Origin of the sequence: Streptomyces sp. NPDC002476 (assembly GCF_042889785.1) — a bacterium.
Lineage (GTDB): Bacteria > Actinomycetota > Actinomycetes > Streptomycetales > Streptomycetaceae > Streptomyces.
Genome location: NZ_JBIARH010000005.1, coordinates 150,025 through 175,257, shown reverse-complemented (window position 1 = coordinate 175,257; position 25,233 = coordinate 150,025). Strand labels below are relative to the sequence as shown.

Here is a 25,233-nt window from a genome sequence, read left to right as displayed (position 1 = left end):
AAGTATGGCAGCGCGGAGACCCGCCGTACGAGAGCGCGACGACCGTCCGGGTGAGGAAAACCCGAACGGGCCGCCAGCCATGCCGACGACATGGACACCTATCCTGGTGGAGTCGGACAGCGCGGTCCGCACTCTGCTTTCCGGGGTGGCCTCAGCACCGCTGCCGGCCGCGGCCCCGGAGACCCCGTGCCCGCGCGACTCCCGCCACCACCCTCGTGCGGGAGTCGCAACGCGACGCACCTCCTCATTCACTGCAAGGAGCCGCACACTGTGAGCAGTGCCGACCAGACCCACGCCGCCAGCCCCGAGCTGCGCGCCGACATCCGCCGCCTCGGCGACCTGCTGGGCGAGACCCTCGTACGCCAGGAGGGCCAGGAACTCCTCGACCTCGTCGAGCGAGTACGCGCCCTGACCCGCACCGACGGAGAGGCCGCCGCCGAACTCCTCGGCGACACCGACCTGGAGACCGCCGCGCGCCTCGTCCGCGCCTTCTCCACCTATTTCCACCTCGCCAACGTCACCGAACAGGTCCACCGCGCCCGCGAGATGCGCGACCGGCGCGCCGCCGAGGGCGGAGTCCTCGCCCGCACCGCCGACCGCCTCAAGGACGCCGACCCGCAGCACCTGCGCGAGACCGTCAAGAACCTCAACGTGCGGCCCGTCTTCACCGCCCACCCCACCGAGGCCGCCCGACGCTCCGTCCTCAACAAGCTCCGCCGCATCGCCGAACTCCTCGAAACCCCCGTCATCGACGCCGACCGGCGCCGCCAGGACCTCCGCCTCGCCGAGAACATCGACCTCATCTGGCAGACCGACGAACTCCGCGTCGTCCGCCCCGAGCCCGCCGACGAGGCCCGCAACGCCATCTACTACCTCGACGAACTGCACATGGGCGCCGTCGGCGACGTACTGGAGGACCTCGCCGCCGAACTCGGACGCGTCGGCGTCGAACTCCCCGCCGGCACCCGCCCCCTCACCTTCGGTACCTGGATCGGCGGCGACCGCGACGGCAACCCCAACGTCACCCCCGACGTCACCCGTGAAGTCCTGATCCTCCAGCACGAGCACGGCATCACCGACGCCCTCGAACTCGTCGACCACCTGCGCGCCCAGCTCTCCAACTCCATCCGCTACACCGGCGCCACCGACGAACTCCTCACCTCCCTCCAGGCCGACCTCGAACGCCTCCCCGAGATCAGCCCCCGCTACAAGCGACTCAACGCCGAGGAGCCCTACCGGCTCAAGGCCACCTGCATCCGCCAGAAGCTCGTCAACACCCGCGAACGCCTCGCCGGCGGCACACCCCACCGCCCCGGCTGCGACTACCTCGGCACCGCCGACCTCCTCGCCGACCTCGAACTCATCCAGACCTCCCTGCGCGAACACCGCGGCGGCCTCTTCGCCGACGGCCGCATGGACCGCACCATCCGCACCCTCGCCGCCTTCGGCCTCCAGCTCGCCACCATGGACGTCCGCGAACACGCCGACGCCCACCACCACGCCCTCGGTCAGCTCTTCGACCGGCTCGGCGAGGAATCCTGGCGCTACGCCGACATGCCCCGCGACTACCGGCAGAAGCTCCTCGCCAAGGAACTCCGCTCCCGTCGCCCCCTCGCCCCCACCCCCGCACCGCTCGACGCGGCCGGACAGAAGACCCTCGGCGTCTTCCACACCATCAAGGAAGCCTTCGAACGCTTCGGCCCCGAAGTCATCGAGTCCTACATCATCTCGATGTGCCAGGGCGCCGACGACGTCTTCGCCGCCGCCGTCCTCGCCCGCGAGGCCGGCCTCGTCGACCTCCACGCCGGCTGGGCCAGGATCGGCATCGTCCCCCTCCTGGAGACCACCGACGAACTCCGCGCCGCCGACGTCATCCTCGACGACATGCTCGCCGACCCCTCCTACCGGCGCCTCGTCTCCCTCCGCGGCGACGTCCAGGAGGTCATGCTCGGCTACTCCGACTCCTCCAAGTTCGGCGGCATCACCACCTCCCAGTGGGAGATCCACCGCGCCCAGCGCCGGCTGCGCGACGTCGCCCACCGCTACGGCGTACGCCTGCGCCTCTTCCACGGCCGCGGCGGCACCGTCGGCCGCGGCGGCGGCCCCTCCCACGACGCGATCCTCGCCCAGCCCTGGGGCACCCTCGAAGGCGAGATCAAGGTCACCGAACAGGGCGAGGTCATCTCCGACAAGTACCTCATCCCGGCCCTCGCCCGCGAGAACCTCGAACTGACGGTCGCCGCCACCCTGCAGGCATCCGCCCTGCACACCGCGCCCCGCCAGTCCGACGAAGCCCTCGCCCGCTGGGACGCGGCCATGGACACCGTCTCCGACGCCGCCCACGACGCCTACCGCAGGCTCGTCGAGGACTCCGACCTCCCCGCCTACTTCTTCGCCTCCACCCCCGTCGACCAGCTCGCCGAACTCCACCTCGGCTCACGCCCCTCCCGACGCCCCGACTCGGGCGCCGGACTCGACGGACTCCGCGCCATCCCCTGGGTCTTCGGCTGGACCCAGTCCCGCCAGATCGTCCCCGGCTGGTACGGCGTCGGCTCCGGCCTCAAGGCCCTGCGCGAAGCCGGACTCGACACCGTCCTCGACGAGATGCACGAGAACTGGCACTTCTTCCGCAACTTCATCTCCAACGTCGAGATGACCCTCGCCAAGACCGACCTGCGCATCGCCCGCCACTACGTCGACACCCTCGTCCCCGACGAGCTCAAGCACGTCTTCACCGCCATCGAGGCCGAACACGCCCTCACCGTCCAGGAGGTCCTCAAGGTCACCGGCGCCACCGAACTCCTCGGCACCAGCCCGGTCCTCCAGCAGACCTTCGCCATCCGCGACGCCTACCTCGACCCCATCTCCTACCTCCAGGTCTCCCTCCTGGCCCGCCAGCGCGAAGCGGCCGCACGCGGCGAGAACCCCGACCCGCTGCTCGCCCGCGCCCTGCTCCTCACCGTCAACGGAGTCGCCGCCGGCCTGCGCAACACCGGCTGACCCACACCCCGCACCCCGGCCCACGGGGGCGGTTCCGCCACGGCAACGTGACCGCGCGCCACGCCTTCGACATCGCGGCATGGAACTACAACGCGAAGAACACCGCCACCAGCAGAACCGCCCCCGCGACCCCCGTACCCCACGCGATCCGGGACAGCCGCATACCGCCCCCGATCACCAACGCGGCCAGCACCAGCGCACCCCCCAACGGCACCCACGCGTGCAGAAAACCCGCCATCCCCGCACGCACCACATCATCCGTACCCGGCCGCACCACCACCGGGAAACGATCACCACGCCGCGCCCCGACCGACTTCTCGACCGTCACCCGGGACCGCGCGACCGCCTGCCCCGACGGCGTGAACGGCCCCGTGCACACATCCGCACCACAGCCCGTCACCGTCATCGCCCCGTGCTCACGGCCCTTGCCCAGAACGATGTGGTGCGCCGAATCCCACGAGGACCGCACCCCCGCGACGAGCAGCAACAGAACGACACAGCCCATGGCGGCGGTACGGGCATGGACCAAGGCGCGGTGGGAGGAGCTCCGCTTCATGGGCAGCGATCCTTGGTCAGAGCGGCACGCCCGGTCAACTCGCGCCCGAAAAACACGGCTTACCTTCAGGAATGTCAGCAGTTGTGCACTGCCGCGGCCGGGACCGTCAGGAGTTGTACGCGCTCTGCGCCCGTTCCAGCCCCTCCTCCAGCAGGCACTCCACCGCGTCCGCCGCCCGGTCCACGAAATACGCCAGCTCCTTGCGCTCCGCCGACGAGAAGTCCTTCAGCACGAAGTCCGCGACCTGCATCCGCCCCGGCGGCCGTCCGATCCCGAACCGCACCCGGTGATAACCCGCGCCCATCGACTTCGTCATCGACTTCAGCCCGTTGTGCCCGTTGTCACCGCCCCCCAGCTTCAGCCGCAGCGTCCCGTAGTCGATGTCCAGCTCGTCGTGAACCGCCACGACACGGTCCACCGGCACCTTGTAGAAGTCGCACAGCGCCGAGACCGGGCCACCGGACAGATTCATGTACGACATCGGCTTCGCCAGCACCACCCGCCGGCTCGACGGCCCCGGCGGACCCATGCGACCCTCGACCACCTGCGCCTGCGCCTTCTGCGCCCGCTTGAACTTCCCGCCGATCCGCTCGGCGAGCAGGTCGACGACCATGAAACCCACGTTGTGCCGGTTCGCCGCGTATTCGGGACCGGGATTGCCCAGGCCCACGATGAGCCAGGGGGCGGTGGCGTCGGACATCTGCGCTCGGTCTCCTCGCATGGGACGGCCCCGGGCCCCGGAAGCCCCGGACGGCCCGATCGACAGGATCTCAACAGGGAAACGGGGCGGCGGGTCCCGGACACGGGAACCGCCGCCCCGTCAGTGAAGGTCGGCGAAGCTCGCGGACGAGGCTCAGGCCTGTCAGGCCTCGGCGCCCTCTTCCTCGGCGGCCGGCTCCGCGGCCTTCGCGGCGACGACCTGGAGCACGATGGCCTCCGGGTCGTCCACCAGCGCGGAGCCCTCGGGCAGCGCGATGTCCTTGGCGAACACCGACGCACCGGCGTCCAGACCCTGGACCGAGACCGTGACGGACTCGGGGATGTGGGTGGCCTCGGCCTGGATGCGCAGGGTGTTCATCACGTACTCCAGCAGGTTGCTGCCCGGAGCCAGGTCGCCCTCGACGTGCACCGCGACCTCGACGTCGACCTTCTCGCCGCGCTTGACCGTCAGCAGGTCGACGTGCTCCAGGAAGCCCTTCAGCGGGTCGCGCTGCACGGCCTTCGGGATGACCAGGGTGCTCTTGCCCTCGATGTCCAGACCGATCAGGACGTTGGCCGTCTTGAGCGCCATCATCAGGGCGTGGCCCGGCAGCGCGACGTGGACCGGCTCGGCACCGTGGCCGTAGACGACACCGGGAACCAGGCCCTCGCGGCGGGCGCGACGGGCGGCACCCTTGCCGAACTCGGAACGAACCTGGGCGGCGAGCTTGACCTCAGCCATGACTGCACTCCTCGTGAGGTGACGGAAAACGTACGGTCACCCGGCCCACGACAGGCCTGCTACGAAGAGCGCGTCGATAACGGACCGCCGTACACATGAGTACGGCCTCCCTCGCCGAGCAACTCGCTGAGTCTACCCGGCGCGGAGGCCGCACCCCAAAATGGATCTTCCGGACCGTATGCCGACCGGTGGTTACCGTATGCCGGACGGTGGTTACTGCTCCTCGAAGAGGCTGGTGACCGAACCGTCCTCGAACACCTCGCGCACCGCGCGCGCGATCGTCGGCGCGATCGACAGCACCGTGATCTTGTCCATCTCCAGCTCGCCCGGCGTCGGCAGCGTGTCCGTGAAGACGAACTCGCTGACCTTCGAGTTCTTCAGCCGGTCCGCGGCCGGACCCGACAGCACCCCGTGCGTCGCGGTCACTATCACGTCCTCGGCACCGTGCGCGAAGAGCGCGTCGGCGGCGGCGCAGATCGTGCCACCGGTGTCGATCATGTCGTCCACCAGGACACAGACCCGGCCCTTGACATTGCCGACCACCTCGTGGACCGTCACCTGGTTGGCGACGTCCTTGTCACGGCGCTTGTGCACGATGGCGAGCGGTGCGTCCAGCCGGTCGCACCAGCGGTCCGCGACCCGCACCCGGCCCGCGTCCGGCGAGACCACCGTCAGCTTCGTACGGTCCACCTTCGCCCCGACGTAGTCCGCCAGGATCGGCAGCGCGAACAGGTGGTCCACCGGACCGTCGAAGAAGCCCTGGATCTGGTCCGTGTGCAGATCCACCGTGAGGATCCGGTCCGCACCCGCCGTCTTCATCAGATCGGCCACCAGGCGCGCCGAGATCGGCTCACGACCGCGGTGCTTCTTGTCCTGCCGGGCGTAACCGTAGAACGGCACGATCACCGTGATGGACCGGGCCGACGCGCGCTTCAGCGCGTCCAGCATGATCAGCTGCTCCATGATCCACTTGTTGATCGGAGCGGTGTGGCTCTGGATCAGGAAGCAGTCGGCGCCGCGTGCGGACTCCTGGAAGCGGACGTAGATCTCGCCGTTGGCGAAATCGAATGCCTTCGTCGGCACGAGACCGACACCCAGTTGGTGCGCGACCTCCTCGGCCAGCTCGGGGTGGGCGCGGCCGGAGAAGAGCATCAGTTTCTTCTCGCCGGTCGTCTTGATCCCGGTCACAGCACAGTCTCCTCAGACATGTTCCTGGCGCCGCGCACGCGTCCCAATGTGCGACGAGCCAGCCGAAATGGGGTGAGCACCTATCACGGTACGCCGTGCACGGCGTACCTGTTTCCGGTCAGCTTTCGCTGTCGTGCTCCGAGGCGGCAGCCTGAGCCGCCTGCGCGGCGGCGCTCCCCGGACGCTTGCGGGCCACCCAACCCTCGATATTCCTTTGCTGGCCACGGGCGACGGCCAGCGAACCGGGCGGTACGTCCTTGGTGATGACCGAGCCGGCTGCGGTGTAGACGCCGTCCCCCACCGTGACGGGAGCCACAAACATATTGTCCGAACCGGTACGGCAGTGGGAGCCGATCGTGGTGTGGTGCTTGGCCACCCCGTCGTAGTTCACGAAGACGCTGGCGGCACCGATGTTGGTGTGGTCGCCGATCGTCGCGTCACCGACATAGCTCAGGTGCGGGACCTTGGTGCCCTCGCCGATCGTCGCGTTCTTCATCTCCACGTACGTGCCGGCCTTGGACCGCGTCCCGAGCCGGGTGCCCGGCCGCAGGTAGGCGTACGGGCCCACGGTCGCGCTCTCGCCGACCTCGGCGCCGTCACAGACCGTGTTGTCCACGCGCGCGCCCGTGCCCACGCGGGTGTCCTTGAGCCGGGAGTTCGGCCCGACCTCGGCGTCCTCGGCGAGGTGCGTGGTGCCGAGCAGCTGGGTGCCCGGGTGCACGATCACGTCCCGCTCGTACGTGACGGTGACGTCGATCAGCGTGGACGCGGGGTCGACGACGGTCACACCGGCCGTCATCGCCCGCTCCAGCAGCCGCTGGTTCAGCAGCCGCCGGGCCTCGGCCAGCTGCCCCCGGTTGTTGATGCCGAGGATCTCGCGGTGGTCGCCGGCGACGCAGGCGCCGACCCGGTGACCGGCCTCGCGCAGGATGGACAGCACGTCGGTGAGGTACTCCTCGCCCTGGCTGTTGTCCGTGCGGACCTTGCCGAGCGCGTCCGCGAGCAGCCGGCCGTCGAACGCGAAGACTCCGGAGTTGATTTCCCGGATCGCCCGCTGGGCCTCGCTCGCGTCCTTGTGCTCGACGATCTCGGTGACCGCGCCGGTGGCCGGGTCGCGGACGATGCGCCCGTAACCGGTGGAGTCGGGGACCTCGGCGGTCAGCACGGTGACGGCGTTGGCGTCGGCCGTGTGCGTGGCCGAGAGCGCGGCGAGCGTCTCGCCGGACAGCAGCGGCGTGTCGCCGCAGACGACGATCACGGTGCCCTCGACGGTCCCGCCGAGCTCGTCGAGCCCGACGCGCACGGCGTTGCCGGTGCCCCGCTGCTCGGCCTGGTGGGCGGTGCGCAGTCGGTCGTCGACGGCGGTGAGGTGTGCGGTGACCCGCTCGCTCTCGTGGCCGACGACCACGATGAGGTGGGCCGGGTCCAGTTCGCGGGCGGCGGCGACGACGTGTCCGACGAGCGAACGCCCGGCGATCTCGTGCAGGACCTTGGGTGTCTTCGACTTCATGCGGGTGCCCTCACCCGCTGCGAGGACGACGACGGCTGCCGGGCGTTCGGAGCTCACGGAAATGCCCTTCGGCTTCGGGTGGTGGACATCCGAAGGATACCGGGGGGCCTGTGGGGGGTCGGTGGGTGGACGGGTGGGGGGTCTGTGCGCGGACATGTGTGTGGGCCCCGACCTGATGGTCGGGGCCCACACCGTGGCTCCCGGGGAAGGAATCGAACCCTCATTCAATGGACCAAAACCATTTGTCCTGCCATTAGACGACCCGGGATAGTTCGTCAACTATGTCCGAATTTCATGATCGGACATCGAGGCAGCTCCTACTATGCCGTACCACCAACCCTCAATGCGACGGTACAGGTCGGCGCTTTTCAGAACTCGCACGACCAGGCAGCCCCGGTAGGCCGGACCCGTGTTCTTCCGGTTGGTCCTGGGGGAGTGCTTCTTGACGGATGTTTTACCGAACGCCGAGGCATCGGCGGCCGTCGGGGCCCGCCAGTACTGCTCCGCCGCCAGGGCATCGGCCGTCTCGTGGATGTGCACGTGGAACCGGAGGTCGGCCGGCCGCACGCCCAGCAGGCGAAGCCAGGCGAGGAACACTTCGATCATGTGGGGGTCACTGTTGACGAAGGTGACCCGCTCCTCCGGACGGTGTGGCTTGGACTTGGAACCCTCTGCCCAGTAGAGCCCCACGCCGAGCAGGAAGAGTTCGCGTGGGCTCAGTGCCCCGACCTCCGCCGCCGCTGCCTGTTTGGTTCGTTGCCGTTCCGCCTCGCGCCGCTTGAGGGTCGCTTCCCAACCGTGCCTGGCGATGGCCGACGCCTCTTCCCGCGTCCGCTTCCGCTCCGGCTTCGGCAGGTCCCGTACCCACAGTGAGATCGAGCTCTTCGAGCAGCCCAGCTCCACCTGGATCTGGTCGTATGTCATGCCCCGCAGCCGCAGCTCGCGGGCCTTTTCGCGCAGGTCGTCCTTGGCGTTCGGGCGCTTGGTCCACTCCGGGGCGGGCTCGCCCTCCAGGAGGCGGTTCAGGATGTCGTTGTTGTCCACGCAGAGCTGGTCGCGGATCTGGCGGCGGCTCAGACCCTGGCGGCGGAGGGCGACGGCCTGGGCGCGCAGACCTTCGAAGTCGGCGTACTTGCTCGTGTTTGCCCTCGTGATTTCCGTCATGCGCCGAGCGTCGTCCGGAATGCGGACGTCCGGCACGAAAGCCTGCTCGATTCGCTATTTCAGGCGATAAGTGACTGTTCCGTCTTCGTTCGAGGGACGCGCGGGCTGTCCAGGTCGCCCGTAAATGAGATGCGTGCGCCCGTAGTCTGGACGGCATGACCGCAACGGGGGAACACCGGGAAGCCGTGGGTGCGACTGCCCGCGGCTATGCGTGGTGGGGACGGCGGCGGAGTGTCGCACTGGACGTGGGGCTCGCGCTCCTGTCGGCGCTGGAGTGCGGGTGGGAAGGGGTGGACTTCGCCCGTGACGCCGCCCTGCCGGTGCCGGTCGGCGTGGGGTTCGGGCTGGTCGCGGGGGCCGTGCTGGTGGTGCGGCGGCGTTGGCCGATCGCCGTGGTGCTGGTGGCGATCGCGGCGACCCCCGCCGACATGGGCTTCCTGATGGGGCTGGTCGGCCTCTACACGCTGGCCGCCTCCGAGGTGCCGCGCAGGATCACGGTCGTGCTCGCGGGGATGTCCTTCGCGGGATCGTTCATCGTCACGTACGTACGGATGCGGCAGAGCGTCGCCGATCAGGCCGACTTCGGGCCGGCCGACGGATACATCCCGCTGATCTCCCTCTTCATGTCGTTGGGGCTCACCGCGCCGCCCGTGCTGTTCGGCCTGTACATAGGGGCCCGGCGGCGGCTGATGGAGAGCCTGCGGGAGCGGGCGGACTCGCTGGAGCAGGAGCTCTCGCTGCTCGCCGACCGGGCCGAGGAGCGGGCCGAGTGGGCGCGGACGGAGGAGCGTCACCGGATCGCCCGTGAGATGCACGACGTGGTGGCCCACCGGGTGAGCCTGATGGTGGTGCATGCCGCCGCGCTCCAGGCCGTGGCGCTGAAGGACCCGGCGAAGGCGGTACGGAACGCGGCGCTGGTCGGTGACATGGGGCGGCAGGCGCTCACGGAGCTGCGGGAGATGCTCGGGGTGCTGCGGGCGGGGGAGTCGGTGGTGCCCGGGTCCGCGCGGGCGCAGGTGCCGCTGGCCTCGGTCGGCCGGGCGGCGGCCGCGGCGGCCGAGGCGGCGGCGGTGGAGGACGGTCCCCGGCTGGCCGAGGTGGAGAAGCTGGTCGGGGAGTCCCGGGCGGCCGGTATGACGGTGGAGCTTTCGGTGGACGGCGAGGTCCGCCCGTACGCGCCGGAGGTCGAGCAGACCGCGTACCGGGTGGTGCAGGAGGCGCTGACGAACGTGCACAAGCACGCGGCGGGCGCGAGGACGTGGGTAAGGCTGGCGCACCGCGGCTCGGAGGTCGCGATGCAGGTGGAGAACGGTCCGTCGGACGCCGCGACGGCGGATGCCGGGCTGCCGAGCGGGGGCAACGGGCTCGTCGGCATGCGGGAGCGCGTGCTGGGGCTCGGGGGTGTGTTCGTCTCGGGCCCGACGGACGCGGGGGGTTTCCGGGTGTCGGCGGTGCTGCCGGACCAGGGGGCCGCGTCGGCCTGATCGAGCCGTTGCCGGGGCCGACGGCCCGATCGGAGCGTTTTCGGGTGCTCTGCCGCCGCGTCCGGGGAATGGGCTCGGCCGATGCGAGGTCGCCGGGCTGCGGGCGCCGGACGGCGGACCGCTGCCGCCGGAGCCGGGGTCGGGGTCAGCCCGCGGTGAGGCGTTCCGGCTGGATGCCCGTGACGAGGCTGGTCAGGGCCTGGTCGATGTCCGGGCCGAGGTACCAGTCGCCGGTGTGGTCGATGCTGTAGACGCGGCCCTCGGCGTCGATCGCGAGGATCGCCTGTCCTTCGCCCTCCTCGCCCAGGGGGCTGATCTCGGTCTCCAGGGCCCGGCCGAGGTCGCCGAGGGTGCGGGCGAGGTGCAGGCCGCTCATCGGGTCGATGCGTACCGGCGCGGGTGCGATCTGGCGGCCGGGTGCGGTGGCCTTGATGCGGAGTCCGCCGAACTCCGCCCATGCCTCCACGGCCGCCGGGAAGACGGCGTGCTGGTGGCCGGCGGGTGAGCGGTGGGCGCGCAGGGCGTCGGCCCATTCCTCGGCCCGGCGGATGTCCCAGCGGCCGGGCTGCCAGCCCGCGGAGCGCAGGGCGGTGTCGACGGGGGCGGGGAAGCGGGCCGGGGCGTGGCGGTCGGGGTGCGCGGGGGCCGTCTGGCCGGGCAGGTCGGTTCGGTCGTGCATCGGCGCGTGGTCAGCCCTTCTCGGCGGTGGTCGCCGCCCCGTCCGTCGCGAGGTCGACGGGACGTACTCCGAAGTGGGCGAGCATCGCCGTGCAGGAGCGGCACGGCGGGGCGTAGCTGCCGTGCAGGGGGTCGCCGTCCTCGCGGATGTGCCGTGCGGTGAGGCGGGAGTGCTTGAGGGCGCGGCGGGCCTCGCCGTTGGTCAGGGGCTTGCGCCGGGCGCGCTTGGAGCGGGCGGTTTCGGCCGCGGCGAGGTGCCGGGACAGCAGCATGGCCTCGGGGCAGCGGCCGGTGAACCGTTCGCGCTGGCCGCTGGTGAGGGTGTCGAGGAAGTCCTGCACGAGAGGGTGGAGCACGGGGGGCTGGTCGCCCTTGCCCGCGGTGCAGGTGAGTGTCTCGCCGCGTACGGACAGGGCCGCGGCCACTGCGGGGAGTATGCCGTCGCGGCGCTGGTGCAGCCGGGGTGCGTGAGCGGTGCGGGTACTGCTCCAGCTGAGACGTGGATCCCCGGGTGTGCCGGTGGGTGTGACTGTTCGTGCGGTGTGCATGGTGCTTTTCCCTCCCGTGCCCGCGGCGGTGGCCGCGTGATGTGCACGCCCCCGAGTTGCGGTGACAGCCTGCCAAATGTCCGGGCTGGTGGGGAAGCTGGGGCGGGGTTACGGCGGTTTGTGTCGCCCTGGGGGGTGGTGCGGCGGCTCCCGGAGGGCGGGGCGTCGTCGCTCGTCCCTCGTGCGGTCGTGACGGTTCGTGACGGTGCGGAGGGCGGTCGGGAGGGCGAGCTCGGAACAGGCCCCAGTGGCGGTTCCGGGGCTTGCGGCACCGCATAGGCTGTGCGCGGACCGTCCCCCTCGGGCAGGCCGGTCCTCACCAGCCAGACGCAGCAGGGGGCAACGCCATGACGACAGGTCGGCCCGGGCAGCAGGTCGCGCCGCCGAACGCGGCCTATGCCGGGCAGCTCGTGCACTTCCCGGATCCGGTCCGTGCGGCGCGGCATCCCGCAGGTGTGCGGATAGGCACGGACGGGAGTCCGGACTTCTCGCCGTACGCGCGTGCCGCCGCGGAGGTCGCCGAGCCCCCGCAGGGGTTCGGTGTGGACGAGCTGCGGTTGACGGACTATGTCTCGGCCAACGCGGCGCTGGCGGCGAGCGGCCACGAGCTGTGGGACACGATTCCGGCGGTCGCGACGCCGCACGGCTGGACGTGGCACCACGTTCCCGGCGGTCGGCGCATGGAGCTGATCCCGGTCGAGGTCAAGGCGCTGCTGAGGCATCACGCGGGGCTCGCGGCGACGGAGGTCGACCAGGACAAGCGGGGCACCCGGCCGTTGCAGGAGACCCGGCCCGCGCACTTCGGTCTGCCGAAGGGCGCCGTGGCGGTGACCGAGCAGCAGGTGCAGGGGGTCGAGGAGGACCTGGGCTACCGGCTGCCGGGTGCGTACCGTTCGTTCCTCAAGGCGGCGGGTGGTTCGGCGCCGGCCGGCGCGGCGCTCGACGCGCAGCTGGGGCTCCTGGTCGATCAGCCGTTCTTCACGGTGCGCGAGGAGGCCGCCGTGAACGATCTGGTGTACGTGAACAAGTGTCTGCGCGACCATCTGACCAAGGATTTCCTGGGGGTCGCCTTCGTCCAGGGCGGTCTGCTCGCGGTGAAGGTGAAAGGTTCCGGTATCGGTTCGGTGTGGTTCTGCGCGTACGACGACGCGCGGGACCGGGACGGCTGGACCGTGCAGGAGCGGGTGGACCGGCTGCTGCTGCCGTGCGGTGACGACTTCGATGCGTTCCTGGAGCGTCTGGCGGGCAATCCGCCGGAGCTGGAGACCGTGGCGAACCTGATGGTGGACGGTGGCTTCGCGCGGGCCGTCCCGGTGGAGGGATGAGCGCGATGGTGACGTTCGCGCAGGCGCAGGAGCGCGCCGACGAGTGGATCAATGGCGATGTGCCCGCGTATCAGCACCGTGAGGTGCGGGTGCGGGAGTTCGAGCTGGGTTTCGTCGTGTGGGGCGAGGACCGTGCCGAGGGTCCGGTCTCGGACGGCGGCAGACAGCGGCTGGTGATCGCCAGGGACAGCGGTGAGGCCACGTTGTGGCCGGGGCTGCCGGTGGGCGAGATCATCCGGCGGTACGAGGAGGAGTACGGGGTGGTCGCCGCCGCGCCGGCCGCTCCGGAGCCGCCGCAGCGGGTCGACCTGAATCAGACGTCCTTCCTGTTGAGCCCGCCGGAGTGGCTCCAGGAGGCGGCGGACAAGCTGGGCATTCCCGATCGCCGGAACGAGCGCGCGGACGCGGGCGGCCGGGACGGGGGCCGGGAGGTCCCGGGCGCGCCTTCGTCGACCGGAGGTACGGGCGGGGGTGCGCCCGGAGCTGCGGCCGGTGGCATGTCCGGAGCTGCGGCCGGTGGCGTGTCCGGAGCTGTGGCCGGGGGTACGGGCGGGGGCCGGGTCGCGTACGAGCCCACCGCGAACGACGGCGTTCCGGCGTCGCCGCCGAACGTGCCCGCCGGTTCCACGCCGTGGGACGGAACCGATACCAACGCGGGTTCGGACGACGGCTCGGTCCCGCTTCCCGCCACGGTGTTCGCGCCGCCGCTCTCGGGCGCCGACGACGAGGGCACCCCGACGCCGGTCGTGCCCGCCGACGCGCCGACCGCGCTGATGTCGGGTGGCAGTCAGCTGCCGCCGACGGCGATCGCCTCGGGGCTGGACTCGCCGCGCGCCGCCGGTTCCGCTCCGGGGGCGCAGGCGCCGGACGCGCCGGGGGCGCCCGTTCTCGGTACGCCCGCGCCCGGCACTCCTGTGCCGGGAACGCCCGCGCCGGGAACCCCTGTGCCCGGTACGCCCGGGGGCGGCACTCCCGTGCCCGGCGCGCCCGGGGCCGGTGACATCGCCGACGCGACCACCAGCAAGGCCGTCGTGCCGCCGCACGGTACGCGTGGGGGCGGCCCCTCGACCCCGCCGCCGCCCGGTGTGCCGGGTGTGCCGGGTGCGCCGGTGCCGCCGCCCTCGGGGCCGGGTGCGCCAGGCTCCCCGGCCGGTGGGTACCTGCCGACGCAGCTCGTCCCCGAGCAGGGACCGGCCGGTCCGCCGAGTCCTCCCGGTCCGCCCGGTCCTCCGGGTGCGCCTGGGGTTCCGGGGGTGCCTGGTGGTTCGGTGCCGCCCGTGCCTCCTGGTTCGACGCCTCCGCCGGGTGGTGGGGTGCATCACGCGGCGACGATGCTCGCCGACCCGAGCCTGGGCGGCCCCGGTCTGCCGCAGCCTTCCGGTCCTCCTGGTCCGCCCGGTCCGCCTGGTCCGCCCGGGGTTCCCGGTGGTACCGGTGCTTCCGGTGCGTCGCAGCCGCCGAGCCCGCCCGGTCCGCCGAGTCCTCCTGGTCCGCCCGGTCCTCCGGGTGCGCCTGGGGTTCCGGGGGTGTCTGGTGGTTCGACGCCTCCGCCGGGTGGTGGGGTGCATCACGCGGCGACGATGCTCGCCGACCCGAGCCTGGGCGGCCCCGGTCTGCCGCAGCCTTCCGGCCCTCCTGGTCCGCCCAGCCCTCCCGGTCCGCCCGGTCCTCCCGGTGCGCCGCAGGGACCCGGTCCCGTACCGCCGCCCGGGCACACCCCGCCGCCCGCCGCGTACGGCTATCCGCAGCGGCCCGGGCAGCCGACCGTCGGTCCCGGCTACCAGGCCGTGCTGCGCTACCGCGCGCCCGACGGCAGCGAGCAGCAGCTGATCCGCCGCTCGGCGCCCGGCACTCCGCACCCGGAGTGGCAGATGCTGCACGAGCTGCGGGCGATGAACGTGCCGCCGCAGCAGGTCATCGAGCTGCACACGGAGCTGGAGTCGTGCGAGCTGCCCGGTGGCTACTGCGCGCGGATGATCCGTGAGACCTGGCCGCAGGTGCGGATCACCAGCGTCGCCCCGTACGGCACCGACCACGCGAGCCGGCAGCAGGGCATGCGGCATCTGCTGACGCATCAGGGCGAGCTGCACCAGGTGGCGGACGGTCCCGCGCGTCCGGCGCCGGTGCGGGCGCCGCTGCCGCAGATGCCGCCCGCGCCGCCGGTTCCGCCGGAGGCCGTCGCGCAGGAGATGGTGCAGTCCTTCGGCCCGCAGGGCATCCTGCGCTTCGACCAGCGCGCGGTGTCCCGGCAGGGCGTGCCCGAGACCGTGGCGCGGACGCTGGTGTGGGCGGGGCTGCCCGCCGACTTCGGGCCGTTCTTCTGGGCGCAGCCCGGGCAGCCGGTGGTGCCGACGCTGGCCGAACTGGCCGCGCAGCGGCAGGTCCAGGCGGCGCCGGACGCGGGGGCGTACCTCGTGATGGGGACCGACTTCGGCCGGGCGATCTGTGTCCAGTACGGCACCGCGAACATCGTGGCCGTTCCGGTTGAGGCGGGTCCGGGCGGGCAGTCGGTGGCGCCGCAGTTCGTGAACACCGGGCTGCCGGAGTTCCAGCGTTCGATGGCGTTGCTCGGCCGGATGTGGCGGCTGCGCTTCGGGCTCAATCCGGAGCAGGCGGGCCGTTGGACGGTCGACTTCCAGGCGCAGTTGGCGGCGCTGGACGCGGCGGCGCTGGCGTCGCCGGAGAGCTGGTGGTCCGTCCTGCTCGAACAGATGTGGGACGGGCTGCTCTGACGGACGCGGAAGGGGCGGCGGGTTCGGCGCTCGGTTCCCGGGAGGGGGCCGGGCGCCGCGTCGTGTCGTGCTGTGAAACCTGTCGCTTCCCGCCGAAAAGCCGTTGATCGATTCCGACTTCTACGTCGAATTGCCGCATCCTTGACCTGTTGCTGCTGTTCGGCGAGTCGGAAAGAGGCTGAGGGATGAGTTCTGCACCGGGGTCCGGACTTGGCTTCGTCGGCGTGCGGGGGCGCGGCTACCGTCCGGAGCAGGTGGACCGGGCTCTGGCCGGGCTGGCGGGCGAGCGGGACGAGGCGCGCGAGCGGGTGGCCCGGCTGACGGCGCGGGTGGAGGACCTGTCGGCCGAGGCGGTCCGGCTGCGCGAGGCGGTCGCCGGGCTCGCCCCGCAGGACTACGCCTCGCTCGGCGAGCGCGCCCAGCGGATCCTGGCACTCGCGGAGGGCGAGGCCGGTTCCATGCGGAGCGCCGCGCAGGAGGAGGCGCAGGCGCTGCGGGACGCGGCGGACGAGGCGGGCCGGGCAGTGCGCGGGTCGGCGCGCGTGGATGCCGAGGCGATGCGGGCGGCGGCCGGTGAGTACGCCGAGGAGACGCTGACCACGGCCCGTACGGAGGCCGGGCGGATCGCCGCCGAGGCCCGTACGGACGCCGAGGAGACGCGGGAACAGGCGCGGTTCATGATGGAGGAGACGCGCCGTCGCACCGAGAGCGTCCTCGTGCACCAGGAGCAGGAGCATGCCGATCGGTGGAAGACGGCCGAGGGAGAAGTGGCCGAGGCCGAGGCGGCGCAGGTGGCACGCCACGACGAGCTGACCGAACGGGCGGAGGCCGGGCTGGCCGAGGCGCGGCGCGAACTGGCCCGTGCGGAGGAGGACGCGCGGCACACCGACGGGGCCGCCGAGGCGCGGGCGGCCGAGCTGGTCGCGGAGGGCCGGGTCCGCGAGGAGCGGGTGATCCGGGAGACGGAACGGATTCTGCGGGAGCACGAGGAGGCCCGCGAGGAGCTGCACGCGCACATGACGTACGTGCGCAACACGCTGGCGGCGCTCACCGGTCGGGTGGTCCCGGATCCGGCGGAGGACCGTCCGGCCCCGGCGGAGGAGTGATCTGCGCACTGTCGTGGGTGTTCGGGCAGGTGTGGAACGGGGGCTCACATACTCGGCGTCGCGGGAGCCGGGCCGCCACGGATTACGGGACGGCCCTGAGTCAACCAGTGTTGGATAACGGATAGTTGCCGGTAACCAGGGTTATCGGCTGATCCATGGCTCAAGGCTGGGCCATGTCCCTACTGTTCTGTTTTGCCGCACTGGCCAATGGAACAACGGAGTTGATCACGAACGATCATTACCCGACCAGCCGGGCGCCCCTACCGAGGCCTCTGCCCCTCGGAGCAGCCCACGGAAGGGGAGCCGTCGCTCGCCGGAATCCTGGACGACCGTCTGGCGGCGTCCAGCCTCGCTGAGGGCGCCAACCGCAGGCCATCAAGGCGGACCTCGGCGATCATGCGCCGTGTGACCCGGTGTTTCCGCCGAAGGCAATCGCACACATCACCGCGGACAGGAATGCCACCACGGCAGCCCCACAGGATCTCGCGCCGTTCGCCCGCCTCCAAAACTTCTTCATTCACGGCGGAAAAGGCCTGGTGCCGCATATCCTGCTGGGGTCCCTTCACCGGCGCGTTCGCCCAGTTCTGCCCGGCCACCTCCCGCAGCAAAGCGCTCGAAGATGTGCCCGGTGGTACGCGCACCAACCGTGCCGGAGAATTCGTTCTCCAGAACGCGAGCTGGGACAGGCCGCGCGTCCCCGCCTGACGACAGTCTCCAAGGCCCCGTGGCACACTCGGTGTGTTGATCCGTTTGCGGGACAGGCCCAGTCGGCGCACGCTGGAATTGGAGCGTAACAGCATCGCGGAGAAGGGAAATCTCGCGCGGAGTCCCCGTGCGTGGGCTCTGTGCGAAGCCTGACCAGGGCTGTGCGAAGCATGACCGGGACCGGCCTCCAAGTCGAGGAGGAGCACGGTGGTCTCACTTTCGAACGTGCGGTTCGGCAAGACCAACAACGACGTGGAGGTCTTGCAGAGCGCACTGATCGAAGCCGGTTTCAGAATCCCTTCAGGAGTCACAGGTTTGTTCGGCCCGCAAACGAAATCCGCCTACGCTGCATGGCAGCGGTCGATCGGCCTCAAGGGCTTGGATGCGGACGGATTCCCCGGCTGCTCCTCCCTGAGGAGACTCGGTGCCACAGCTGGGTTCAGTGTGGATTGCCGACATGCTGGGTCTATCGCCAAGGGTTCTGTGCTGTGCACAAAGAATTCCGGGATCAGTAAGGACAGGAGTGTCGCCCGCACGTTTGCGTTGGAGGCGTGCGAGCGAACAGACGCTCCGACGGAATGGGTCACCGGGGTCGGTAATGACGCGAATCTGCTCACTCTCATACAACGGGAGTCGGGTTTCGATGCCAACGCGGTGAATCAGGGAGACGTGAACGCCACGGGGCCGCGGCAGGTGGACGGAGCAAGGCTCAACTGCTCTCGCGGGTATGCGCAGGTGATTCCTGGCACCTTCGCCCAAAATCACCAGGCAGGTACGACGAACCGGATCTATGACCCGGTTGCGAACGTCGCAGCTGCCATCAACTACATCTGGCGGAGATACGGAGACATCTCGCGGGTCCAGCAAGCAAATCCGAACCTCCCGCCCCATCCCTATTGAACCCTATTGATATTGAACCCTATTGATGAGGAGGAGAGAGTCATGCCTGCGCAAGAGCCTTTCCCCGGAGCTGCGTTCTTCCATATAGGCCGACGCAGTCCGATCATCACTGCCATGGGGAAACGCCTCGTCGCGGAAGGGTGCGGGAAGTACACAACGGGTCCAGGCCCCGAGTGGACCGACACCGACCGCCAGTCCTACGCCGCCTGGCAGCGCAAGATCCACGTCTCGGGGAGTGACGCCGACGGCATACCCGGCCAGGAGTCCTGGGACCGGCTCCGCGTCCCGGCGACGAGTGGTGCGGATGGGCACGTCTCCTCTCCCGTGCCAGGACACACAGTGACAACCGCCTACCACAAGCGGGGACCCCACTGGAGTCTGGGCTACCACACGGGTGCGGACTACGCCGCCCCGGAGGGGACGTCCTGTGTCGCTGTCCTCGGCGGTTCCGTTCGCGTCGGGCAGGACGGCAGCTTCGGTAACTACCTGGTGCTGAGGTCAGGCGGATTCGACTACTGGTACTGCCACCTCTCCCATCGGGACGTCACCCGTGGTTCCGTTCGGGCCGGGCAACGGGTCGCTGAAGTGGGCTCGACCGGGAACGCCACCGGACCCCACCTGCACTTCGAAAAGCGCCCGGCCGGTGGTCGTTTCGGGTCCGACGTGACTCCCCGTTGGTGACGTCCGGCGTTGTCACCCGTCCTGCTGCTGGGCGGCCTTGGTCCAATCCGGGTCGACCCAGCGGTGCGGCTCGGCCGGATCGGGCAGGTCCGTACGGTACTTGCGGTACCGGGGGTCTCGCTCCAGGCGGAGCCGGACGCTTGTGTGCAGCATGGCGTGCTCGGGTACGCGGCGCGAGCGTCGGCCGGCCAGGATCCAGAACGGGCCATTGCGGTGGATGGCCGCGTCGGCGAACTCCTCGGTCACCGCACACGCCTCGGCGTATGCGCCGGGGCGGAAGACCAGATCCTGGCAGACTTCATCGGTGATCCACTTGAGGGTGATCGTCGAGAGCAGGGCATCGCCCTTCTCATGGGCGAAGGTGCCGCCGACATCGGAGTGAACACCGGCGAACCAGACCTCCTGCGCCGTGTCGTGCAGCGGCTCCGGCCGGCTTTTGACCAGGAACTCGCGGAAGGGGCGCCGCTTCTCGTCGAGGGAAACGGCGTGGCGGATGCGGGCGGCATTGGGGAGTTGGTGGGTGTAGGGCCACTCCAGATTGCCCAGGCGGAAGATGCCCGCCGCCTTCACCGTGTCCCAGACACCGAGATAGGCGACCGGCAGCGCGTAGTGGGAGACCTGCCGTGGATTGTTGCGTTTGACCGCCGCCCACAGCGGCTCGCGGTCGGTGCGCCGGCAGAAGGCGTGCGAGAACCGGGCCACCTCCCGCTCGCTCTTGTCGATGTCCTGGTTGAAGGCGTACTTGGCCACCGCGTAGGGGACGAGATTCTCCGAGCCGGCCCGCATGAGTCCGGGCTTGTTGAGCATTCCGACCAGCGCGCGGGCGGTGTAGGCGCCGCGGCTGAAGCCGAAGACATACACGAGATCGCCGGGCCCCCAGTTCCGCATCAAGCACGTGTACGCCTCTGCCAGGTTGGTCCTCAGCCCGGTGCCGAAGGCGAGACCGCACACACGGGACAGCCAGCGGTCGACCGGACCGCGGGCGGCGGCCGACGACATGGTGCCGACGCCGGGGTCGTAATACAGGAGCTGGCGCGAGGGGTCGTCGGCCTCCAGCATTTCGAACAGCCGCACCACGTTGGTGGGGTGGCAGGCGCCGACCTGATTGCTCGTCCCGTCGAGGCAGATGACGATCCTGCGTGGCATATCGGCTCCTCGTCCGGCGGGACAGCCCTTAGCGGGAGCCTCGGCCGTTCCCGCGCGCCCGGCCCGGAGCCAGGTGGCCGGCCGCGGTGCGTCGTCCGGGGTCGATCTGCCCGGCGAACGCCTGGAGCGCGGCGGAACTGTTCGGCGGCAGGACCGCCATCAGCCCCTGCTCCTGCGCCTCGGCCACTGCCTCCGCCGCCCTGCTGCCCTCAGGGACGTGCACCAGGCGGACGTGTCCGTCTCCGGAACCCCGCCGGTCCACCGGAGCGACCGCGCCATGGGTACCGTCGGGCAGGGTCACCCACAGCTGGAAGTCGTCGTACCGGACGAAGTCCGCCCCCTTGACGGGCCAGGGATAGTGGTGCTCACCGGGCACCTTGGGCAGAATCCCTTGGTGGTTGCCGTGGCTCATGGGCACGCACGCGTTGAACAACGAGTCGGTCCACGCCTCCACGCCGTCCGCGTCCTTGATCGGGGTGCGCAGCAGTGCGTCGGCCTCCTCGTATCCCAGCTCGGCGAGGGCGGGCAGAGTCAGCGGGAAGGCATCGATGAGTTCGGCCGCCTCCTGCCTGAGCCGGTCGACCTTCACCGGCTCAGCGCAGAACTGCATGCTCCACTCGATGCCCACCCGGGCCCGGTACATCCGCCAGCCGCTCGCTCCCTTGACCCAGAGGCTGCCTCCGTGGTGCATCTCCCAGTGCTCGGAGCCGGAGGGCCGGGGCCCGTACGGCAGATCCGTGTCACTCATCTCGTCGAGAATCTTGTGCGCCGTCTTCTTCGCGGCGCGGAAGAACGACGACTCGAAGCGCTCGGGGTGCTCGACCAGCCGTATCTTCCAGGGGTGGTTCTCCGACTCGATCCCGCCGGGCTTGAGCGAGTCGGGAATCGGGGACGGTGCAAGGGAACCGGATCGGGCCATGTCCGACCTCCACGTGCCGACCGCGGTCCGTGTCCGGCCCACGGTGCCGAGTGCCCCTGTCTTCATCGTCCGCCAGGGCTCGGAGGTACGCCAACCCGAGCAGCCGATGAACTGGCGGAGGGCTGTCGGTCCAAGCAGGGCAGATCGAGAGGTCTGCCGCTGCCGACCGTGTCGATCAGTTCCTGGAGTGCTGCGCGCGGAGGCATCGTCGGCCATACTCGCCAGTGGCGTTGCACGTGACCCAAGAGCGCCAGCTGGGCCACGGACGGCGCGAAGGGCCGTGCCTGGCGGGCTGGTTGAGCGTGTCGGCCCCGCTTCTCCCTGTCTCCCAACCGACCTGACGAGGCATCGGCAAGGCGGGATGCCTTCGAGCCGGACGCAACCACCCGCGCAGCACCGTCCGGACGGCATGGTGCGGGTGTCAACCCGGCCCGGACCAGCCGATCACGTCCGGAAGGCGGATGGCGTCCGAGGGCAAGCCAGGGCGTGCACGAAGCCACCACGGGCAGTGCCCGAGCTCGGTGCCACTGGCGACCTTCGATTACGGCTGATCGTGGTCTTCTTGACGTGAACACAGGCCAAAAGAGGGCCACTACGAATTCTCGTCACTTTCGAAACCCCGTTCCGGGCCGCGCATTTTTCCCAAGACCTTGTTTCCTTGAGCGTCAATCATTCGCGTGACAGATTCCTGCGCGATTCCAAAAATTACCGCCCAGGCGGCAATCTGGGCGGTGGAATCCAAATTCGAGAGGCCGGGAACGACTCGACCATTGATGAGTACTATCCCGAACAGGGCCGACAGAGCCCCGATGGGGAGCCTCAGGAGGATGAGCATGGCGGGTATCGAATACGGAGTGTTCGTGCCTTGAATTTTTCTGATTGCGAGTGAGCTCGCCAGGGCTGCCGCACCGGCACCGAAACCCTCCACAAGCAAGGCGTCGATTCTGCTTGTGTTATTACCCGTTGGGCAGACCTGCCCGGTCGGGGGGCTGAAGCAAAGGAAAGCGGATATCGTCGAGTTGCCGTTGAAATTCCAGATGATGAACAGCGTGGCTACGATGCTGGTGGCTATGACAGCAGCCAGCAGGACATTACGGAAGCTCCGGGCTTGGGCTCTCTCCACTTCTTCCGCTTCGTGTGCGGCAAGCAGGGTGACGATGGCCAGTTCTTTCAGATCCGGCCCCATTTCCTGACCGTTGTTCTTCAAGCGGTCTTCCAGCGCCACCAGCCTGGGATCGTTTGGCCCGAGGTGCTGCCTGGCCTGAGCGAGGACAACGGTCCCAGCCCATTTCAGCTCGCCTTCATCTTCAGGTACCAGCTTGAGAAGCTTCGCTTCAGCCTTGTGCACATTGGAGTATGCTCGGTCGATGTGAGAACCGGTCACCACTGAAATGGGATTGTTCCGGCCTTCGGCCGCATTTCGCGCCACCGTCAGATGGGTTTTTATCTTCTCTGCGATCTTCTGGTCGCCGGACGAGAGATCAGATACCTCCTCCCTCCTGTTAAGAAGTGCCTGGAGATGGGCTACGTGGGCGGTGATACGCTGCGCCCAGGATGACTTTCCTTCTCCAGCCACGTCATTATCGGAGTCACGTTCTCCCTTTGCCATAGCACCATTGGAGGCTTTGAGACGGATTGAGGCCACTGGAATGGGACCGTCAGAGTGGCACAACGCTGGATCCCCGGCAACGAGCGCCCGGCTGCGCCCCCCCCGAGCCAATCTGGCGGTTCAAGACGGGCGGGCAGCGGCGTCCGTCCGGGCCAGGAGTCACGTCGCGTCCGACGCCGTCATCCGCCGCGCGACACCGGTGCCGCGCCCGCCAGGATGCGTGGTTCCTCGCCCTGGTACAGGCGGCGTGCCGCGGGTGCCGTGCCGCGGGGGAGGACCGTGCCGAGCCAGCCGGCCAGGAAACCGGCCGGGACGGAGACGAGCCCGGTCGTGGTGTACGGGTACCAGTTGAAGTCGAGGTCGGGGAAGACCGACGAGGGCGAGCCCGAGACCAGGTTGGTGCCGGTGATCAGCACCAGGACGCTGACGGTCCCGACGATCAGGGTGCTGAGCAGCCCGGTGCGGGTGAAGCGCCGCCAGAACATGCTGTAGATGAGGGCCGGAGCCAGGGCGGACGCCCCGACGCAGAACGAGAGCATGGCCAGGGCCTGCACGTTCCAGTGCCGGGCCACGACGGCGAGGGTGGTGGCGAGGATCCCGACGACGGTCGCGGAGACCTGCGCCGTACGCATCTCGGAGAGGCCCGGCAGCGGCTTCCTGGCAGGGTCGCGCACCCCATGCAGTCCGTGGGCGAAGAGATCGTGCGCGAGTGAGTTGGCGCAGGCCAGGATCATTCCGGCGACGGAGGCGAGCAGGGTCAGGAAGATCGCCGTCGTCATCGTCGTGACGACCAGGGCGCCGAGCCGGCCGCCGCTCGCGACCGCGCCGGTGACCTGGAGGATCGCGCTGTTCCCGGAGGCCCCGGCGGCGGTGATGCGTTCGTGGCCGACGAACGCGGCGGTGCCGAAGCCGATCACGACGAGCAGCAGACAGATCCCGGCCACCACGGCGATGGCCCAGGACATGGTGCGGCGTACGGCCTGCGCGGACGGGGAGCTCGTCAGGCGCATGGTGACGTGGGGCAGGCAGGCGGCGCCGAGTACGACGGTCAGTTCGGAGCTGACCATGTCGAGTCCGCTCCCGCCGAACTGGAGCCCGGAGCCGAGGAACGCGGCTCCCGCGCCGCTGCCCTGCCGGGCTGCCGAGAGCAGGGCGCCGGTGTCCCAGCCGAACCGGCTCATGATCATTACGGCAATGGTGAACGAGGCGACGAGCAGCACCACGGTCTTCACGATCTGGATCAGGGCGGTGCCCTTCATGCCGCCGATCGCCGCGTAGCCGATCATCAGGGCGCCGAGGCCGATGATGGCGCCGGAGCGGAACAGGGAGCTGTCGAATCCCAGGATGAAGGCGAGCAGGTCGCCGCTGCTGGCGAGCTGGACGACCATCATCGGGATGAGCGCGGCGATGGTGGTGGCACAGGCGGTGATGCGGACCGCGCGGCCGGGCGAGCGGCGTACGAACAGGTCGCCCATGGTGAACCCGCCGACGTTGCGCAGCGGTTCGGCCAGCAGGAACATCAGCAGGACGAGCGAGAGGGTGATGCTCAGGGCGAGGATCATCCCGTCGTAACCGGTGAGGGCGATGATGCCGGTGGTGCCGAGGACGGTGGCGGCGGACAGGTAGTCGCCCGCGAGGGCGAAGCCGGCGCGGCGCGGGGAGAGGCCGCGGGAGCCGGCGTAGAACTCTTCGAGGTCGTCGCGGTCGGGGCCGGACATCACGCAGAGCAGCAGGGCGATGGTGCCGACGGCCATGAAGGCCACCAGCGACATCGACCGGGCGGCGTCGTCGAATCCGTTCACCGGCCCGCTCCTCCTCTGCGGAGCCGGGCGGCGAGCGGGTCGACCGTGCGCCGGGCGGTCCGTTCGTACCGGGCTACGGCGAGCAGCGCGACGGGCAGCTGGCAGAGCGCGAGCGCCAGGCCGAGGTTGAGGCCGCCGAACAGGGGCTGTTGCATCCGGTCCTTGGCGAAGCCGGAGAGCAGCAGGAAGACGATGAAGTAGCCGAGCGCGGTCAGCGCCGCGACGCGTCTGAGCGTCCGGTACGAGGTGCGCAGTCGGCGCAGCTCGCCGTGACGGGTGGGCGGGTGGCCGGGCGTGTGGTCGGGCGTCCGGGTGGAGGGGGACTCGGACGGGGTGGTTCCGGGCGTCGGCGCCAGGGGTGGCAAGGGGTGCGAGCGCTGCCAGGGCAGCAGGTAGTCGGCCTGCTGCGGGGGCGGGGTCTGGTTCCGGGTCGGGGGCTGGTGCTCCCGGGGCGGCTGCTGCGACCGTCCGGGCCAGGAGGAGTAGGGGGACGGGGGCGGGGGGTTTCCGTGCGGCATGGGGGTGCTGCTCCTTGCGTGGCTCGGTTCCTGGCTGGACGGCAAAGCAGGAGTGCGGGGTGGGGGAGTGCTGTCGGAAGCGTGAACATTACTCGCCGGTATGCGGACTTGGGGAGACCTTGGCTCGAACTGCCGGAGCGATTGGCGTAGTTGTGTTCGGTCGTTGGGGGGCGTGACCCGTGGAGGTTTTCTCCGGGTGCCGTCCGCGTGCCGCCCGTGTG

Annotated in this window: 20 protein-coding genes, 1 tRNA gene and 1 pseudogene; 8 read left to right on the top strand and 14 right to left on the bottom strand. The window is 70.1% G+C overall.

Annotation, left to right across the window (positions count from 1 at the left end; all coding sequences use genetic code 11):
• Positions 1–270 precede the first annotated feature (270 nt).
• On the top strand, positions 271–3,000 hold the full coding sequence (ppc, locus tag ACFYXM_RS08070) for a phosphoenolpyruvate carboxylase (protein ID WP_389287942.1): 2,730 nt from the start codon (positions 271–273) through the stop codon (positions 2,998–3,000).
• Positions 3,001–3,085: 85 nt separating this feature from the next.
• Here ppc and ACFYXM_RS08065 read toward each other — a convergent pair whose 3' ends face one another.
• From ACFYXM_RS08065 to ACFYXM_RS08035, 7 genes are all read right to left on the bottom strand, one after another.
• The gene (locus ACFYXM_RS08065) at positions 3,086–3,556 is read right to left on the bottom strand and encodes a hypothetical protein (protein ID WP_389287940.1); all 471 of its coding nucleotides are present in this window, start codon (positions 3,554–3,556) and stop codon (positions 3,086–3,088) included.
• A gap of 106 nt (positions 3,557–3,662) precedes the next feature.
• Complete coding sequence (gene pth / locus ACFYXM_RS08060) at positions 3,663–4,256, bottom strand: aminoacyl-tRNA hydrolase (RefSeq protein ID WP_389287939.1); 594 nt, start codon at positions 4,254–4,256, stop codon at positions 3,663–3,665.
• 162 nt (positions 4,257–4,418) lie between these two features.
• Positions 4,419–4,997, bottom strand: a complete 579-nt coding sequence (locus ACFYXM_RS08055; protein WP_389287937.1) for a 50S ribosomal protein L25/general stress protein Ctc — start codon at positions 4,995–4,997, stop codon at positions 4,419–4,421.
• 213 nt (positions 4,998–5,210) lie between these two features.
• The gene (locus ACFYXM_RS08050) at positions 5,211–6,185 is read right to left on the bottom strand and encodes a ribose-phosphate diphosphokinase (RefSeq protein ID WP_389287935.1); all 975 of its coding nucleotides are present in this window, start codon (positions 6,183–6,185) and stop codon (positions 5,211–5,213) included.
• Between the two features lie 118 nt (positions 6,186–6,303).
• A complete protein-coding gene (gene glmU / locus ACFYXM_RS08045; protein ID WP_389287933.1) occupies positions 6,304–7,752 on the bottom strand; it encodes a bifunctional UDP-N-acetylglucosamine diphosphorylase/glucosamine-1-phosphate N-acetyltransferase GlmU in 1,449 nt (482 codons plus the stop codon).
• Positions 7,753–7,889: 137 nt separating this feature from the next.
• A tRNA-Gln gene (locus ACFYXM_RS08040) sits at positions 7,890–7,963 on the bottom strand.
• Between the two features lie 11 nt (positions 7,964–7,974).
• Positions 7,975–8,859: a hypothetical protein gene (locus ACFYXM_RS08035; protein WP_389287932.1), complete on the bottom strand. Its 885-nt coding sequence runs from the start codon at positions 8,857–8,859 to the stop codon at positions 7,975–7,977.
• A 155-nt stretch (positions 8,860–9,014) separates the two neighbouring features.
• Between ACFYXM_RS08035 and ACFYXM_RS08030 the strand changes: the two genes are divergently transcribed.
• Positions 9,015–10,343 (top strand): histidine kinase, encoded by a 1,329-nt coding sequence (locus ACFYXM_RS08030; RefSeq protein ID WP_389287930.1) that lies wholly within the window; start codon positions 9,015–9,017, stop codon positions 10,341–10,343.
• A 145-nt stretch (positions 10,344–10,488) separates the two neighbouring features.
• Here ACFYXM_RS08030 and ACFYXM_RS08025 read toward each other — a convergent pair whose 3' ends face one another.
• The gene (locus ACFYXM_RS08025; protein ID WP_389287928.1) at positions 10,489–11,022 is read right to left on the bottom strand and encodes an SUKH-3 domain-containing protein; all 534 of its coding nucleotides are present in this window, start codon (positions 11,020–11,022) and stop codon (positions 10,489–10,491) included.
• A 10-nt stretch (positions 11,023–11,032) separates the two neighbouring features.
• Entirely contained in the window at positions 11,033–11,569 is a 537-nt protein-coding gene (locus ACFYXM_RS08020) for a YwqJ-related putative deaminase (protein ID WP_073790042.1), read from the bottom strand.
• Positions 11,570–11,916: 347 nt separating this feature from the next.
• Between ACFYXM_RS08020 and ACFYXM_RS08015 the strand changes: the two genes are divergently transcribed.
• From ACFYXM_RS08015 to ACFYXM_RS07990, 6 genes and pseudogenes are all read left to right on the top strand, one after another.
• Positions 11,917–12,894 (top strand): SMI1/KNR4 family protein, encoded by a 978-nt coding sequence (locus ACFYXM_RS08015; RefSeq protein WP_389287926.1) that lies wholly within the window; start codon positions 11,917–11,919, stop codon positions 12,892–12,894.
• Between the two features lie 5 nt (positions 12,895–12,899).
• The gene (locus tag ACFYXM_RS08010) at positions 12,900–15,626 is read left to right on the top strand and encodes an SUKH-4 family immunity protein (RefSeq protein ID WP_389288289.1); all 2,727 of its coding nucleotides are present in this window, start codon (positions 12,900–12,902) and stop codon (positions 15,624–15,626) included.
• A gap of 185 nt (positions 15,627–15,811) precedes the next feature.
• Complete coding sequence (locus ACFYXM_RS08005; RefSeq protein ID WP_389287925.1) at positions 15,812–16,732, top strand: cellulose-binding protein; 921 nt, start codon at positions 15,812–15,814, stop codon at positions 16,730–16,732.
• A 912-nt stretch (positions 16,733–17,644) separates the two neighbouring features.
• The gene (locus tag ACFYXM_RS08000) at positions 17,645–18,337 is read left to right on the top strand and encodes a transglycosylase SLT domain-containing protein (protein WP_389287923.1); all 693 of its coding nucleotides are present in this window, start codon (positions 17,645–17,647) and stop codon (positions 18,335–18,337) included.
• A gap of 45 nt (positions 18,338–18,382) precedes the next feature.
• Positions 18,383–18,625 (top strand): annotated as a pseudogene (locus ACFYXM_RS07995) (peptidoglycan-binding protein); the annotation flags it as partial.
• A gap of 36 nt (positions 18,626–18,661) precedes the next feature.
• On the top strand, positions 18,662–19,018 hold the full coding sequence (locus tag ACFYXM_RS07990) for a M23 family metallopeptidase (protein ID WP_389288287.1): 357 nt from the start codon (positions 18,662–18,664) through the stop codon (positions 19,016–19,018).
• Positions 19,019–19,030: 12 nt separating this feature from the next.
• Here the strand turns inward: ACFYXM_RS07990 and ACFYXM_RS07985 are convergent, their stop codons facing one another.
• The 5 genes from ACFYXM_RS07985 to ACFYXM_RS07965 all read right to left on the bottom strand — a co-directional run bounded on the left by ACFYXM_RS07985 (position 19,031) and on the right by ACFYXM_RS07965 (position 25,012).
• Positions 19,031–20,164: a DUF2235 domain-containing protein gene (locus ACFYXM_RS07985; RefSeq protein WP_389287922.1), complete on the bottom strand. Its 1,134-nt coding sequence runs from the start codon at positions 20,162–20,164 to the stop codon at positions 19,031–19,033.
• 28 nt (positions 20,165–20,192) lie between these two features.
• A complete protein-coding gene (locus ACFYXM_RS07980) occupies positions 20,193–21,083 on the bottom strand; it encodes a DUF6424 family protein (RefSeq protein ID WP_389287920.1) in 891 nt (296 codons plus the stop codon).
• 592 nt (positions 21,084–21,675) lie between these two features.
• On the bottom strand, positions 21,676–22,692 hold the full coding sequence (locus ACFYXM_RS07975) for a hypothetical protein (RefSeq protein WP_389287919.1): 1,017 nt from the start codon (positions 22,690–22,692) through the stop codon (positions 21,676–21,678).
• A 179-nt stretch (positions 22,693–22,871) separates the two neighbouring features.
• The gene (locus tag ACFYXM_RS07970) at positions 22,872–24,464 is read right to left on the bottom strand and encodes a cation acetate symporter (RefSeq protein ID WP_389288285.1); all 1,593 of its coding nucleotides are present in this window, start codon (positions 24,462–24,464) and stop codon (positions 22,872–22,874) included.
• Between the two features lie 26 nt (positions 24,465–24,490).
• Positions 24,491–25,012, bottom strand: a complete 522-nt coding sequence (locus tag ACFYXM_RS07965; RefSeq protein ID WP_389287917.1) for a DUF485 domain-containing protein — start codon at positions 25,010–25,012, stop codon at positions 24,491–24,493.
• Positions 25,013–25,233 lie beyond the last annotated feature (221 nt).